14 protein-coding genes are annotated in these 13,603 nt (G+C 75.0%); 10 read left to right on the forward strand and 4 right to left on the reverse strand.

Going from position 1 to position 13,603, the window contains the following annotated elements:
- Nucleotides 1–65 precede the first annotated feature (65 nt).
- Nucleotides 66–1,103: a WD40 repeat domain-containing protein gene (locus tag E6U81_RS06760; protein ID WP_136229156.1), complete on the forward strand. Its 1,038-nt coding sequence runs from the start codon at nucleotides 66–68 to the stop codon at nucleotides 1,101–1,103.
- 72 nt (nucleotides 1,104–1,175) lie between these two features.
- On the opposite strand, the gene E6U81_RS06765 is transcribed toward E6U81_RS06760, so the two are convergent.
- Nucleotides 1,176–2,099: a DUF3027 domain-containing protein gene (locus tag E6U81_RS06765; protein WP_031158250.1), complete on the reverse strand. Its 924-nt coding sequence runs from the start codon at nucleotides 2,097–2,099 to the stop codon at nucleotides 1,176–1,178.
- Between the two features lie 328 nt (nucleotides 2,100–2,427).
- Here E6U81_RS06765 and E6U81_RS06775 point away from each other — a divergent pair, with 328 nt between their 5' ends.
- The 4 genes from E6U81_RS06775 (at nucleotide 2,428) to E6U81_RS06790 (ending at nucleotide 6,112) form a co-directional block, all read left to right on the forward strand.
- Nucleotides 2,428–3,804, forward strand: a complete 1,377-nt coding sequence (locus tag E6U81_RS06775; RefSeq protein WP_136229157.1) for an MFS transporter — start codon at nucleotides 2,428–2,430, stop codon at nucleotides 3,802–3,804.
- A 224-nt stretch (nucleotides 3,805–4,028) separates the two neighbouring features.
- Complete coding sequence (locus tag E6U81_RS06780; protein WP_136229158.1) at nucleotides 4,029–4,517, forward strand: DUF2771 domain-containing protein; 489 nt, start codon at nucleotides 4,029–4,031, stop codon at nucleotides 4,515–4,517.
- Between the two features lie 13 nt (nucleotides 4,518–4,530).
- A complete protein-coding gene (locus E6U81_RS06785) occupies nucleotides 4,531–5,274 on the forward strand; it encodes a futalosine hydrolase (RefSeq protein WP_136229159.1) in 744 nt (247 codons plus the stop codon).
- Nucleotides 5,249–6,112, forward strand: a complete 864-nt coding sequence (locus tag E6U81_RS06790) for a 1,4-dihydroxy-6-naphthoate synthase (protein ID WP_136229160.1) — start codon at nucleotides 5,249–5,251, stop codon at nucleotides 6,110–6,112. Before E6U81_RS06785 ends, E6U81_RS06790 begins: the two co-directional genes overlap by 26 nt.
- Before the next feature lie 72 nt (nucleotides 6,113–6,184).
- Here E6U81_RS06790 and E6U81_RS41665 read toward each other — a convergent pair whose 3' ends face one another.
- Nucleotides 6,185–6,568: a cold-shock protein gene (locus tag E6U81_RS41665; RefSeq protein WP_030012939.1), complete on the reverse strand. Its 384-nt coding sequence runs from the start codon at nucleotides 6,566–6,568 to the stop codon at nucleotides 6,185–6,187.
- A gap of 177 nt (nucleotides 6,569–6,745) precedes the next feature.
- On the opposite strand from E6U81_RS41665, the gene E6U81_RS06800 reads away from it, so the two are divergent.
- Nucleotides 6,746–7,000, forward strand: coding sequence for a hypothetical protein (locus E6U81_RS06800; RefSeq protein ID WP_136229161.1), 255 nt, complete (start codon nucleotides 6,746–6,748; stop codon nucleotides 6,998–7,000).
- 17 nt (nucleotides 7,001–7,017) lie between these two features.
- Here the strand turns inward: E6U81_RS06800 and E6U81_RS06805 are convergent, their stop codons facing one another.
- On the reverse strand, nucleotides 7,018–7,635 hold the full coding sequence (locus E6U81_RS06805) for an HAD family hydrolase (protein WP_240803685.1): 618 nt from the start codon (nucleotides 7,633–7,635) through the stop codon (nucleotides 7,018–7,020).
- Between the two features lie 236 nt (nucleotides 7,636–7,871).
- On the opposite strand from E6U81_RS06805, the gene E6U81_RS06810 reads away from it, so the two are divergent.
- On the forward strand, nucleotides 7,872–8,396 hold the full coding sequence (locus E6U81_RS06810; protein ID WP_240803686.1) for a SigE family RNA polymerase sigma factor: 525 nt from the start codon (nucleotides 7,872–7,874) through the stop codon (nucleotides 8,394–8,396).
- Between the two features lie 9 nt (nucleotides 8,397–8,405).
- On the forward strand, nucleotides 8,406–9,218 hold the full coding sequence (locus tag E6U81_RS06815; RefSeq protein WP_136229164.1) for a hypothetical protein: 813 nt from the start codon (nucleotides 8,406–8,408) through the stop codon (nucleotides 9,216–9,218).
- A gap of 38 nt (nucleotides 9,219–9,256) precedes the next feature.
- On the opposite strand, the gene E6U81_RS06820 is transcribed toward E6U81_RS06815, so the two are convergent.
- Nucleotides 9,257–10,273 (reverse strand): hypothetical protein, encoded by a 1,017-nt coding sequence (locus E6U81_RS06820; protein WP_136229165.1) that lies wholly within the window; start codon nucleotides 10,271–10,273, stop codon nucleotides 9,257–9,259.
- Nucleotides 10,274–10,405: 132 nt separating this feature from the next.
- Here E6U81_RS06820 and E6U81_RS06825 point away from each other — a divergent pair, with 132 nt between their 5' ends.
- Together E6U81_RS06825 and E6U81_RS06830 are read left to right on the forward strand one after the other, a co-directional pair.
- On the forward strand, nucleotides 10,406–12,841 hold the full coding sequence (locus tag E6U81_RS06825) for a helicase C-terminal domain-containing protein (protein ID WP_240803687.1): 2,436 nt from the start codon (nucleotides 10,406–10,408) through the stop codon (nucleotides 12,839–12,841).
- Nucleotides 12,842–12,993: 152 nt separating this feature from the next.
- Nucleotides 12,994–13,593 (forward strand): DUF4291 domain-containing protein, encoded by a 600-nt coding sequence (locus tag E6U81_RS06830; protein ID WP_136229167.1) that lies wholly within the window; start codon nucleotides 12,994–12,996, stop codon nucleotides 13,591–13,593.
- Nucleotides 13,594–13,603: the final 10 nt, after the last annotated feature.

The following is a 13,603-nucleotide window of genomic DNA, read 5'->3' on the forward strand; positions in this document are numbered from 1 at the left end:
CGCGGATCGCGCGACAGAAACCCCTGTGACGCCGGACACGCGGCACGTACTGGCAGGCTGGGAGGATGCGCCTGCCCCTGCCGTCCGCCGCCGCCCTCGCGACCGCCGCCACCGCGACCGCCACCGCCCTCGCCGCCGCCGTCGGCGTCGTCGTGGCCGTGCTGCCGGGGACGGCGTCCGCCGCGCAGTCCCCCGGGTCGTCCTCGTTCACCATCTCCGATCCGCGGATCAAGGAGTCGAGCGGGCTGGCGGCCAGCCGCGTCCATCCGGGTGTCTACTGGACGCACAACGACAGCGAGGACGGCCCGTACGTCTACGGGGTGGACTCGGCCACCGGCAGCACCGTGGCCCGGGTGACGCTGACGGGGATCGGCCGGCCGCGCGACGTCGAGGCGATCTCGCTGGGTCCGGACGGGCAGCTGTACGTCGGGGACATCGGCGACAACCGGGGCGGCACCTGGGACCACGTGTGGGTCTACCGCTTCCAGGAGCCGCGGCAACTGGGTGATGTCACGGTCAAGGCGACGCAGTTCACGGTGCGGTACGAGGACGGTCCGCGCGACGCCGAGTCCCTGATGGTCCATCCGGTGACGGGCCGCGTGTACATCGCGAGCAAGAACGAGAGCAAGGGCGGCCTGTACGAGGGTCCCTCGGAGCTGTCGACGGGCGGGGCCAACGTCTTCCGGCGGGTCGCCGACGTCCCGTGGGTGACGGACGGGGCGTTCTCCCCGGACGGGAACCGGCTGACGCTGCGCGGCTACTTCACCGCCCGGACGTACCCGTGGAAGGACGCCCGGCCGGAGGGCGAGGGCGAGCGGGTGGACGCGCCGTGGCAGGGGCAGGCGGAGTCGGTGACGTACACGGCGGACGGCTCCACGCTCATGTTCGGCTCGGAGGGCGCGAGCAGCCGGGTGATCGCGGTTCCGGTGGCCGCGGCCCCCTCGTCCGGCGGTTCGGCCTCGCCGCAGCCCGGGTCGCCCCCGGACGCGGCGACCTCGCCGGAGCCGACGGCCAGCTTCGGCAAGGGCGCGCTGGTCCTGGCGGGCGGCCTGGTCCTCGTCTTCGGTGCCAAGCGTCTCTTCCGCCGCCGCGCGCGGGACTGACGGCGTCGGCGTCCTCCGTCGGCCGCCGCGGGTCCCGTACTCCCTCCGGCGGGCCCGCGGGCCCCTTACGGGTTACGAGTGGCCGAGGTCCAGGTCCGCGGCCTGGGCGTCCGGGACCGGGACGGAGCCCGTGTCGGCGGCCGGCCGCAGGACGAACTCGTCGGAGGCCATCGAGTCGAGGACCGGCGGGGCCGGCCGCAGCGGCGCCGGCATGACCGCGGCCTCGGAGTGGCCGCCGCAGCCGTAGGACAGCGACACCAGGCGGCCGTCGGCCGGGCTGAACTCGTTCGCGCAGACACCGAAGGCCTGGCCGAGGGAGCCTCCGACGGCGACGAGGAAGCCGCAGGAGACGCAGGACGCGGGGGCGGCCTGCGCCATCGGGGTCTTCGCGCCGAAGGACTCGTCCCAGCGGTCGGCGGCGCTGTGCAGCCCGTAGCGGGAGAGCACGCGGGCCCGGCGCATGCCGAGTTCCTCGGCGACCGCCGTGATGGAGCCGCGTACGGGGACGGTCACGCGGTCGGTGACGTCGGCGTCCTCGGCCTCGACGAGTTCGGCCATCTCGGTGGAGACCACGGAGTTCGGCGGCGGGGCGTCCTCGCCAGACCAGCCCGGCTCCAGCCGCAGGTCGTCGGCCTCGGTGGGCAGCAGGTCGCCGGGGCCCATGTCACCGGGGCGCAGCCGCTCGCTCCACGGCACCCACTCGGGGGCCAGGAGGGCGTCGTCGCCGGGGAGCAGCACCGTTTCGTCGAGGGTGACGTTCTTGGCGCGGGAGGCGCGGGCCACGGTGACGGCCCAGCGCCAGCCGCGGTATCCCGGTTCCTTGGACTCGAAGAAGTGGGTGACGACGCGGTCGCCCTCCGCCACGGCGGAGACGTGGGCGCCCACCACGCCGGGGAAGGCTGCCTCTTCGGCGGCCGCGCGGGCGAGTTCCACCGCCTCGACGCAGAGGCGGTCGGGGGTACGCGGGGTACGGCTTCGCGTCGTCGCAGCACTCACTGGTCTCGTTCTCTCCTACGCCGTCTCACGTGTGCGCCGTCCGTACTGTCGTCCACAACGACCCGGTGGTGCTGTCCGTACGAGGCGCGGGCGGAGCGGACCAGAGGGCCGCGTCGACGTCCGCACCCGATCGGACTCCGGGCGCACCTCACTGCGATCCATTCTGCGGGATCACGAAGAGGCGCGCGGCCAGGAGCAACCGCCGGTGGCGCGCTACGCACGCTACCTCCTCTTAAGCCCTGGGCACACATGCAAGGTCCGATTCGCGGACAAGCCGCCGGTTCCGCGACGCGCCGGGAGGCGCTCGTGGGGGGCCGTGTGGGGCACTATGTCGAGTGTGGCACCCGTACGGTCGTCCGACGACGGCTCGGGACCGGCCAGGCGGGCCGGCCGGGCTGTCGGGCGTGCCCTGCACCGTCCGATCACCGGTCCGGCCAAGGGGATCCGGCGGGCCACGCACGCGCACGGGGCGGGCGAGTCGGGTCTGGGCAAGCTGATCGAGCTGCACGCGATCAACGGCGCGGGCGACATGATGATCACGGTGGCGCTGGCGTCGACGGTGTTCTTCTCGGTGCCGACGGACGAGGCGCGGGGCCGGGTGGCCCTGTACCTGGCGATCACGATGGCGCCCTTCACCGTGCTGGCCCCGGTGATCGGTCCGCTGCTGGACCGGCTGCCGCACGGCCGCAGGGCCTCGATGGCGGCGGCGATGCTGGCGCGGGCGCTCCTCGCGGTGATGATGTCGGGCGCGGTGGCCACGGGGGGTCTGCAGCTGTATCCGGCGGCGCTGGGCGTGCTGGTGGCGTCCAAGTCGTACGGGGTGGTGCGCAGCGCGGTGGTGCCCCGGCTCCTCCCACCGAATTTCTCACTCGTCAAGGCGAACTCCCGGGTCACGCTGGCCGGTCTGCTGGCGACGGGGGCCGCGGCGCCGGTCGCCGCCGGGCTGAACTCGATCGGGCCGCAGTGGCCGCTGTACGGGGCCTGCGTCGTCTTCTTGGGCGGCACCTTCGCGGCGTTCACGCTGCCGCACAAGGTGGACGAGGCGAAGGGCGAGCGGCGCGCCCGGCTGTCGACGCACGAGGCGCACTCGAAGCGGCCGGGTCTGCGGACGGTGAGCCGCAGCGTGCTGTGCGGGCTGCTGGCGAACGGGGCGATGCGCGGGCTGTCCGGGTTCCTGATCTTCTTCCTGGCGTTCCTGCTGCGGGAGCATCCGCTGGCGGGGCAGAGCGCGGCGGTGTCGCTGGGCATCGTGGGCGTGTCGGCGGGTGTGGGCAACGCCTGCGGCACGGCGGTGGGCGCGTGGCTGCGGGCGCGGGCGCCGGAGGCGATCATCGCGTCGGTGCTGTGCGTGACGCTCGGTGTGGCGGTGCTGGCGGCCGTCTTCTTCAGCGGGCTGTTCGTGGCGGTGCTGGCCGCGACGGCGGGCTTCTGCCAGGCGCTGGCGAAGCTGTCGCTGGACGCGATGATCCAGCGGGACGTGCCGGAGGCGGTACGGACGTCCGCGTTCGCCCGTTCGGAGACGCTGCTCCAGGTGGCGTGGGTGCTGGGCGGGGCGATCGGCATCGTGCTGCCGCTGAACGGCGTACTGGGCATGTCGGTGGCGGCGGCGATCGTCGCGCTGGGCGCGACGATGGCGGTCCGCGGCTTCCTCTCGGCCCCCCGCCACCACCCCCAGCAGCGACCGTCCCGCCCCAGAGTCGCGTGACCCCTGCTCCCGCCCCACCACCCCGGTCCCGTCGGCGTTCGAGGCGCGGGGGGCCGGGGGGCAGCGCCCCCGCACCGGCGGCGCGCCGGGCACGCACACCGTCACCCCGGCGGGCGCCGAAGGGCGCCGCGCCCACGCGAACGGCGGCCCCGGCGGGAGCCACGCCGCAGGCCAGCGGTACCCCATGCAGCGGCGCGGCCCAAGGGCCCGATAGCCTTCGGCTCATGACCGCACCGCTTTTCTCGGGTAGGGCCCGCCGCAGCGTCGCGGCCCTCGGAGCCGTGTCCGCCGGCCTCCTCCTCCTCTCCGCCTGCGACAAGCCGACCCCGCTCGCGACCGTGACGGTCGGCAGCGAGTCGGTTTCCGCCGAGGCCTCTTGCCACAACGACGGCAAGGAGCTCTCCGTGGACGAGGTCCAGGAGTGCCTCACGAACCTGAAGAACCCCAAGACCATCGAGTACGCCCGTGGCGACACGCTGCGGCTCGGCGTCGAGCCGGAGATCGTCGAGGACGGCAAGCGCTGGTCGGCGGTGCTCGACGGCCAGCCGATCACCGAGCCCTCGTCGAACACGTACCGCAGCTTCCCGGGCGCCGACGTCTTCGCGACGGGCGGCCAGGGCGAGGCGCCGACCTCGAAGAAGCTGGCGTTCCTGCAGATCGACGCGGCCGGCAAGCCGCTCGCCGTCTGGTCCTTCAACCTCAAGCTCAAGTAACCGGACGACACCGGTGCGCGCGCTCGTCGTGACGGCGGTGGGGGCGGAGTCGGACTCCGTCCTCACCGGTCTGACCCCTCATCCGGACAGTCCCGGCCCTGAGCCGCGCACACTCCCCGGGGGTTACCTCATCACCCGCCGGGACCTGCCGGGCATCGCCTTCGACGTGCTCGTCGGCGGCGTCGGTCCGGCGGCGGCCGCCGCGGGCGCCGCCACGGCGCTGGCCCTTGCCGGAACCGAATACGGGCTCGTCGTCAGCGCCGGCATCGGCGGCGGGTTCGCCCCCGCCGCACCGGTCGGTTCCCTCGTGGTCGCGGACGCGATCGTCGCGGCCGACCTGGGGGCGCAGACCCCCGACGGGTTCGTCGACGTGGCGTCGCTGGGCTTCGGGCGCAGTGTGCACCTGCCGCCCGCCGAGCTGGCCGCCCGGGCCGCGGAGGCGACCGGGGCGCTGCTGGCGCCCGTGCTGACCGTTTCCACCGTGACCGGGACCGCCGACGGGGCGGCCGCTCTCGCGGGCCGGCATCCGATGGCCGGGGCCGAGGCCATGGAGGGCTTCGGGGTCGCGGAGGCCGCCGCCGCGCACGGGCTGCCCGTACTGGAGATCCGTGCCGTGTCCAACGCCGTGGGGCCGCGCGACCGTGCCGCCTGGCGCATCGGGGACGCACTGGCGGCGCTCGCCGAGGGCTTCCGCGTGCTGGGGCCCGTACTCGCGAACTGGGGAGAACGCCATGAGCAACACCGTGGTCGAAGCTGAACCGCTGAAGATCGCCTATTCGCCCTGTCCGAACGACACCTTCGTCTTCGACGCGTGGGCGCACGGCCGGGTGCCCGGCGCGCCGGCCCTGGACGTCACCTTCGCGGACATCGACATCACCAACGGCATGGCCGAGCGCGGTGAGCTGGACGTGCTGAAGGTGTCGTACGCGGTGCTGCCGTGGGTGCTGGAGGAGTACGCGCTGCTGCCGTGCGGCGGTGCCCTCGGGCGCGGCTGCGGTCCGCTGGTGCTGACCCGCGAGCCGGGCCTGGACCTGGCGGGCAGGACGGTCGCGGTGCCGAGCGAGCGCTCCACCGCCTACCTGCTGTTCCGGCTGTGGGCGGCGGACGTGCTGCCGGAGGGCGTCGGCAAGGTGGTCGTCCTGCCGTTCCACGAGATCATGCCGGCGGTGCGCGACGGCCGGGTGGACGCCGGACTGGTCATCCACGAGGCCCGGTTCACCTATCAGGACTACGGGCTGCACTGCCTGGCCGACATGGGCGAGCACTGGGAGTCCACGACCGGCCTGCCGATCCCGCTCGGTGCGATCATCGCGAAGCGGTCGCTGGGCGAGGAGCGGCTGCGGGCGCTGGCCGCGTCGGCGCGCACCTCGGTCCGGATGGCCTGGGACGACCCGCAGGCCTCCCGCCCGTACGTCCGCGCGCACGCGCAGGAGCTGGACCCGGCCGTGGCCGACCAGCACATCGGGCTGTACGTCAACGAGTTCACGGCGGACCTGGGCGACTCCGGCTACGCGGCGGTGCGCGGGCTGCTGACGCGGGCGGCGGCCGAGGGTCTGGTACCGGCCATCGCGCCGGGCGCGCTCACCTTCCCGTAGCCGCCTTCGCGCCGCGCGCGGCTGCGCCCCGCCCCTCGTGCGGGGGACGGGGCGCAGGTGCGCGTATGCGGGTCAGACGTCGAGCTGGTCGGCCACGGCGCGCAGCAGTCCGGCGATCTTCGTGCCGTGCACCTTGTCGGGGTAGCGGCCGCGTTCGAGCATCGGGGTGATGTTCTCCAGCAGGGTGGTGAGGTCCTGCACGATCGAGGCGAGCTCGTCGGGCTTGCGGCGCTGGGCGGCCGCGACGGAGGGTGCCGGGTCCAGGACGGTCACCGAAAGTGCCTGGTCACCGCGTTGTCCGGCGACGACGCCGAACTCGACTCGCTGACCGGGCTTGAGGGCATCGACCCCGGCAGGGAGTACCGACGAGTGGACGAAGACGTCACCGCCGTCGTCGCGGGAGAGAAAGCCGAAGCCCTTCTCACTGTTGAACCACTTGACCTTGCCGGTAGGCACGTCCGTCCTCTGTCCTTGTGCTCGTCGGGGTCCGGAGGGCCGCGAACGGCTCCGGACAACAGCGCAGCGGGCCATGTGTGACCCGCCACCTCAAGGCTAATGGTCGGGGGCCGGGTGACAAGACGTTCCCCGGTCCTTCACGGTCGGCTGCTTCGGCCAGGGAACTACCCTGGTGAGGTGACTGTTACTCCTCATTCGGACGAAGCGCGGCCCGGCGACGGTTTGGTCAAGGCCGGCGGCATCGTGTTCATCGCCGGGGCGGTGGCCACGCTGGCCACGATGGCCCCGCTGTTCCTCGACGTGGACCCGTTCCCGTCGTACGCGTGGGCCGTGTGCATGCTGATGGGCGTCGGCTTCGCGATCTCCGCCGCGGGTGTGCTGCGCTCGGCGGCCGCCCAGCGCAGGGCGGCGCGGGCCTCCCAGGAGGCCTGATGGCTCCTGCGTGACGGCTACACGGGCCGTGCGGCGACGTACTGTGCGAGCCATTCGGGCAGGGCGGTGAGGTCCGGCAGGACCACGTCCGCGCCCGCCGCGCGCAGTTCCGTTTCCGGGCACGGGCCGGTCGGGACGGCCACGGACAGCGCGCCGGCCGTGCGGGCGCCGCGTACGTCGCCGATGTGGTCGCCGACGTAGACCTGTGCGCCGTGCTCGCGCAGCGCGCCCGCCTTGGCCTCCGCCCACAGCCAGCCGATGACGGCGTCCGGCTCGATGCCGAGGTGCTTCAGGTGCAGGCGGGCGTTGGGTTCGTGCTTGGCGGTGACGACGATCGCGCGGCCGCCCATGGCCTGGACGGCGGCGACGGCCTCGCGGGCGCCGGGCATCGCCGGGGTCGGCTCGATGGCGTGGTCGGGGTAGATCTCCCGGTAGCGGTCCGCCATGGCCGGGATCTCGGCCGGCGGGAACCAGTGCGCGAGCTCCTCGTCCAGCGGGGGGCCCAGGCGGGTGACCGCTGCGTCGGCGTCGATGTACGTGCCCGTCTCGGCCGACAGCGCCCGGTAGGCGGCCCGGATCCCCGGGCGGGAGTCGATCAGGGTCATGTCGAGGTCGAAGCCGACGGTCAGGTTCATACCGTCCATTGTGCCGAGGCGGGCGGACGGCCGTGAACGGTGCGGCGAACCTTCCCGGAACCTTCCCGGAACTCGTGTTCAACCTTTTCGGCGCGGCGGCGCTCAGGGCAGGGGTGACGGACACGACGTGAGAGGGAGGGCGGATGCCACCAGGCGCCGAACACAACGCAGCGCGGGACTTCGGGCCCGAGTACGGGCAGGGGCACGGGCCCCGAGCAGGGCACGGTCCCGGGCCGGTGGCCGAGCGTGACGCGGCGACCGGCGGCCTCGACTTCGAGACCTTCGCCCGGACCTCCCAGCGGGGCCTGTACCGGACCGCGTACCTGCTGTGCGGGAACGCCGAGGGCGCCCGCGATCTGACCCAGACGACGCTCGCCAAGCTGTTCCAGCACTGGCAGCGCGTGGCCGCCGCCGACCACCCGCAGGCGTACGCGAGGACCGTGCTGACACGCACCTTCCTCGCCGAGCGGCGCCGCCGGCTGCGGGATCTGCTGGCCCACCGGCGGGCCGACCCGCCACCGGCCCCGCACCACGCCGACCTGCGCGTCACGCTGCTCGCCGCGCTGGCCGAGCTGCCGCCGCGGGCCCGCGCGATGGTCGTCCTGCGCTACTGGGAGGACCTGAGCGTCGAGACGGTCGCGGAGCTGCTGCGGTGCAGTGAGGGGACGGTCAAGAGCCAGTGCTCGCGCGCGCTGGCGAAGCTGCGCGTGCGGCTGGGCGACGCCCACGTCTACGCCACCGACTACGCCACCGAGAGCTGAGGAGACGTCATGGGTACCAATGAGGACACTGCCGACGCCCGTACCGCTCTGCTGGTGCGCGAGGCGATGGACCGGGCGACCGCGGAACTGCCCGCGCTGATGGACCTGGCGGGCCCGGCCCGCGCGGAGGGCCGCCGCCGCAAGGCGCGCGTACGGGTGGCGATCGGCGCCGGGGTGCTGGCCGTCGCGACGCTCGGCGCGGTCACGGCCTCGCTGCTGCCGGGCGGTGGCGGGCAGCGCCCGGTCGAGGTCGTGGTGGCCGCGCCGCCGTCGCCGACGGCTCCGCCGCAGCCGGTCCACATCGAACCGACACCCGGCGAATCGTCGATGGCCGGACTGCCGCCCGCCGAGCGGGCCCGGCAGGAGGACTTCCAGAACAGGGCCGTCGGCGTGCTCCAGAGCCTGCTGCCTCCGGCCGTGGGCACCGTGCAGCGCACCGACCTGAAGGTGAACTTCTTCCAGGCCACCAAGGACGGCAAGGCGTTCCCGCTGATCTTCTCCGTGCGGCCGTCGGGCGAGAAGCCCTCGCCCTGCCAGGAGGTCCGGGGCCGCGTCTGCGCGAAGGCAACCCTGCCCGGCGGCATCGAGGCACACGCCTCGACGATCCCGACCGGCGCGGCCACCGAGACGGAGGTCTCCTTCCGCTTCGGGAAGTGCAACGTCAGGCTGTCGGTGTTCCCGCACGAGGCGTCGAACACGTCGGCGCCCGTCACCCCCGCCCAACTGCTGGAGGTGGCCCAGGCGCCCGCCTTCCTCGACCTGGTCAGGGCCGCCGAGGCGCAGCCGATGGAGAAGGAGCAGCGGAGCATCCCCGGCGGCTGAGCGTCGGCGGGCCGCCGGCGCTCTTCCCGGCGCCGGCCTCAGCGCCGGCGTGCCCGCCACACCAGGTACAGCACGGACGCCAGCGCGGCGCCCCGCAGCAGCCACGGCCACATCCCCTGGACCGCACCGCCCACCTGGTCGTCGGCCAGGGTCTCGCCCCACTTGCCGTTGGTGCGGCCCCACAGCCACACCGCGGCGCCCGCGAGGACCACGCCGGGCGGCCCGAAGACGGCCCACTTGCGTTCGGCGGGCCGCAGCACCCGGGAGGCGTACGGCAGCAGCCAGCCGATGACCAGCAGCAGCCAGTGGCCGCTGACGACGCCGACGACGAGGACCGCCGCGGCCAGCAGCAGGAAGGCGTTGGGGCGCGGGCGGGCCGGGGCCGCTCCCGCCTCCGGCTGTGCCCCGGCCTCCTCGGCGGCCTCCGCCTTCGCGCGCCGCCGCTCGCGCAGGAACCGTACGAGGGTCCGCTGGCGCGAGTCCGGCGGCCCGGGCGGGGTGCCGTCCTCCTCCTCGGCGTCCTCCTCCGGCCCTTCCTTGAACAGGTCCGGGAACTCGATGCCGCCCGCGAAGCCGTCGACCTGCGGGCCGCGCCCGTACGTGCCGGGCGTCATCCGCCACCAGTCGGGCTCGGCGCCGCCGGACGGGCCGAGTTCGTCCAGCCCGGCCAGGTGCGGCGGTACGTTCTGCGCCTCGGGCTCCCGTTCCGGCGTCGGCCGCGGCGGGGGCATGCCGGGCAGGCGCAGGCGGCCGGGGGCCCGTTGGGAGGGCACCGACGGGGCCGGTTCGGCGGGGGCGGCGGCGGGGGCGGCGGGGGCCGCGCCCTGCCGGGAGCCGAGGGTGTCCAGGACCTCCTCGGGGGTGCCGATGCGGTCCAGGATGCGGCGGACGGCCGCCGGGGTCTCCGGGTCGTACTTGGCGCGCCGACGGTCGATCTCGTCCCGCAGCCCCGCCACGAGCCTCATCCGGTCGCCGGAGGAGAGATGGCGGCGCTGCGCCAAGTCCCCGACGGCGCTCAGATATTCGTAGACCAGGTGGTCGCTTTCGATCCCCACGCCCAGGCTCCTCCCGTACCGCCTCTCCCGAAGGTAGCGCGTGCGCCCGTGGAGCCGCCCCGGGCGCAGCGGATACCGTTGGCCGGATGGGGACCGGCCGATTCGACCGGCCGACGCGACCGGGAGGCGACTGTGCCCGAGCCAAGCACTGCTGCGGGAGCTCCGGAGAGCGGGACCGGGGCGAGCTCCCCGCGTTCCCTCGCCGAGGCACTGCGCGCCCGCGACGACGCCGCGCTCTCCGCCCTGCTGCACTCCCGCCCGGACCTGCTGAACCCGGTGCCGGGGGACGTGACCCAGCTCGCCACGCGCGCCGGGACCCGGGCGTCGGTGGTGCGGGCGCTGGAGCGCCTGGACCGGTTCACGCTGCAGACGGCCGAGGCCCTCGCCGTGGCCCCGGACCCGTGCCCGTACCCGGTGCTGGAGGGGCTGCTGACCGGTGGCGAGGACGAGCGGGCCCGTGCCGCGCTCCCCGGCGCCCTGGGCACGCTGCGCGACCAGGCGCTGGTGTGGGGGGACGAGGACCGGCTGCGCCTGGTGCGCACCGCCCGCGAGCTGCTCGCGCCGTCCGCGCAGCGGCCCTCGCCGACCGGGCTCGGGCCGACCGTCGCCGAGGCCACGGCCGGGATGTCGCCGACGCGGGTGCAGGAGATCGTGGCGGCGGCCGGGCTGCCCGCAACCCATGACCCGGTCTCCGCGGTCGCGGCGCTGACCGGGCTGTTCACCGACCCGGAGCGGATGTCGGCGCTGCTGGACGAGGCCCCTGCCGAGGCGCACCAGGTGCTGGGGCGGCTGGTGTGGGGGCCGCCGTACGGGGAGGTGACCCCGAACCCGGCGCCGCCGGTGCGCTGGCTGCGCGACCGGGGGCTGCTGCTGCCCGCGACGGCGCGGACCGTGGTCCTGCCCCGGGAGGTGGCGCTGCACCTGCGGGGCGGCCTCGCCCACCGGGACACCGCGCCGATGGCTCCGCCGGTGACCGTGCACCGCGAGCACCGTCCACAGCTTGTGGACGCGAACGCCGCCGGTCAGGCGCTGGCCGCGCTGGCCACCGTGGAGGAGCTGGTGAAGTCCTGGGAGCACACCGGTCCGCCGGTGCTGCGGGCGGGCGGGCTGTCCGTACGGGACCTGAAGCGGGCGGCGGCCGGCCTGGACGCCACCGAGGCGTCGGCGGCGTTCTGGATCGAACTCGCCTACGCGGCCGGGCTGCTGGCCAGCGACGGCGAGGCCGACGAGCGGTACGCGCCCACCCCGGCCTTCGACGACTGGCGCGAACTGCCGCCCGCCGAACGGTGGTCGGTGCTCGCGGCCGCCTGGCTGCCGGCGACCCGGACGGCCGGCCTGGTCGGCGAGCAGGACACGAAGGGGCGCACGCTGTCGGTGCTCGGCCCCGAACTGGACCGTTCCGCCGCGCCCGAGGTGCGCCGGCGGGTCCTGGAACTCCTGGCGGACCTGCCGGAGGGCGGCTCGCCCGACATGGAGGCGGTGCTGGCGCGGCTCGCGTGGGAGCGTCCCGTGCGTACGGCCGGCGACCTGCGGGCCCGGCTCGCGGGCTGGGCGACGACCGAGGCGGAGGTCCTCGGCGTGACCGGCCGGGGCGCCCTGTCGGGGCCCGGCCGGGCCCTGCTGGAGCACCGGGACCCGGCGCCGCTGCTGGCGCCGCTGCTGCCGGAGCCGGTGGACCACGTACTGCTGCAGGCGGACCTGACGGCGGTCGCGCCGGGACCGCTGCGACGTCCGCTCGGGGACACCCTGGCCGTGCTCGCGGACGTGGAGTCCAAGGGCGGGGCGACGGTGTACCGGTTCACGCCGGGGTCGGTGCGGCGGGCGCTGGACGCCGGCCATGCCGCCGCCGATCTGCACGCCTTCCTCAAGGAGCACAGCCGTACGCCGGTGCCGCAGCCGCTGGCGTACCTGATCGACGACGTGGCCCGCCGGCACGGGCACCTGCGGGTCGGCGCGGCCTCCTCGTACGTGCGCTGCGACGACGACGCGATGCTGGGCGAGATCCTGGCGGACAAGCGCTCGGCGGGGCTGGGTCTGCGCCGGCTGGCGCCGACGGTGCTGGCCGCGCGGGCCGAACCGACCGTGCTGCTGGAGGGGTTGCGGGCGATGGGGTACGCGCCGGCCGCGGAGTCGGGCACCGGCGACGTGCTGGTGGCGCGGGCCGACGCCCACCGCACGCCGGCCCGCTCGGCGCCGGTCCCGGTGCCGGACGGGCCGCCGGTGCCGGACGCGACGCTGCTGGGGGCGGCCGTACGGGCGATCCGCGCGGGCGACCTGGCGGCGACGGCGGTCCGCAAGGAACCGGGGCCGGCCTCCGCGGTACCGGGCGAACTCCCGCGCACGAGCGCGGCGGAAACCCTGGCGACGGTCCAGGCGGCGGCGCTGACCGGGTCGGTGGTGTGGATCGGCTACGTGAACGCGGACGGCGCGGCGAGCCAGCGGGTCATCGCCCCGGTGCGCGTCGAGGGCGGCTTCGTCACCGGCTACGACCACACGGCGGACGAGGTCCGCACGTACGCCCTCCACCGCGTCACGGGCGTCGCAGAACTGGCGGACGACCACCTCTGACCCCATCAGCCCCGCCCGGGGGCAGCGCCCCCGCCAATCCAGCCCCGCCGGCGTTCGAGGCGCGGGGGCCCGGGGGCAGCGCCCCCGCAATGGCGCCGCACCCGCAGGGAAAACGGCTGGCCCCGCGGCCGAGCGCTCGGCACGCTGGGCCCATGCAAGCCGTACCGCACCGCCAGATCCGCGCCGCCCACACCGACACCACCGTCACCGTCTACCAGGCCTACGCGCCCCGCCTCGGGGTCCCGGCGGCCCGCGACAACCGCTTCCCGCCCGCCTGGAAGCGCGAGCGGATGACGTGGATCAAGCCGTCGTTCCTGTGGATGATGTACCGCTGCGGCTGGGCCACCAAGGCCGACCAGGAGACGGTGCTCGCGGTCGAGATCACCCGCGAGGGCTTCGACCGGGCCCTGCGCGAGGCCTGCCTGTCGCACTACGAGCCGGACGTGCACGCCGACCGGGCGGCCTGGCAGGAGTCGCTGCGCCGGGCGCCCGCCCGCGTGCAGTGGGACCCGGAGCGCAGCCTGCGCCTGGGCCCGCTGCCGTACCGCTCGCTCCAGTTGGGCCTGTCCGGTCCGGCGTCGCGGGCGTACGCCGACGAGTGGACGGTCTCCATCCGCGATGTGACCCCGCTGGTCCACGAGGTCCACGGCCTGCTCCGGTCGGGCGCGGAGGGCGCCGAGGACGCGGCCCGCGCGCTGCTGCCGGTGGAGACGCCCTACCCGTCGGGTCCGCTGGAGCACCTGGGCGCCTGAACGCGCCCGC

It is taken from the genome of Streptomyces sp. A0592, assembly GCF_004795115.1.
Taxonomy (GTDB): domain Bacteria; phylum Actinomycetota; class Actinomycetes; order Streptomycetales; family Streptomycetaceae; genus Streptomyces; species Streptomyces erythrochromogenes.

Excerpts from the sequence above, each read along its gene's own strand:
- E6U81_RS06830 (WP_136229167.1), top strand. The coding sequence starts at position 12,994 with ATGCAAGCCGTACCGCACCGCCAGATCCGCGCCGCCCACACCGACACC.
- E6U81_RS06805 (WP_240803685.1), bottom strand. The coding sequence starts at position 7,635 with ATGAACCTGACCGTCGGCTTCGACCTCGACATGACCCTGATCGACTCC.
- E6U81_RS06780 (WP_136229158.1), top strand. The coding sequence starts at position 4,029 with ATGACCGCACCGCTTTTCTCGGGTAGGGCCCGCCGCAGCGTCGCGGCC.
- E6U81_RS06815 (WP_136229164.1), top strand. The coding sequence starts at position 8,406 with ATGGGTACCAATGAGGACACTGCCGACGCCCGTACCGCTCTGCTGGTG.
- E6U81_RS06775 (WP_136229157.1), top strand. The coding sequence starts at position 2,428 with ATGTCGAGTGTGGCACCCGTACGGTCGTCCGACGACGGCTCGGGACCG.
- E6U81_RS06790 (WP_136229160.1), top strand. The coding sequence starts at position 5,249 with ATGAGCAACACCGTGGTCGAAGCTGAACCGCTGAAGATCGCCTATTCG.
- E6U81_RS06760 (WP_136229156.1), top strand. The coding sequence starts at position 66 with ATGCGCCTGCCCCTGCCGTCCGCCGCCGCCCTCGCGACCGCCGCCACC.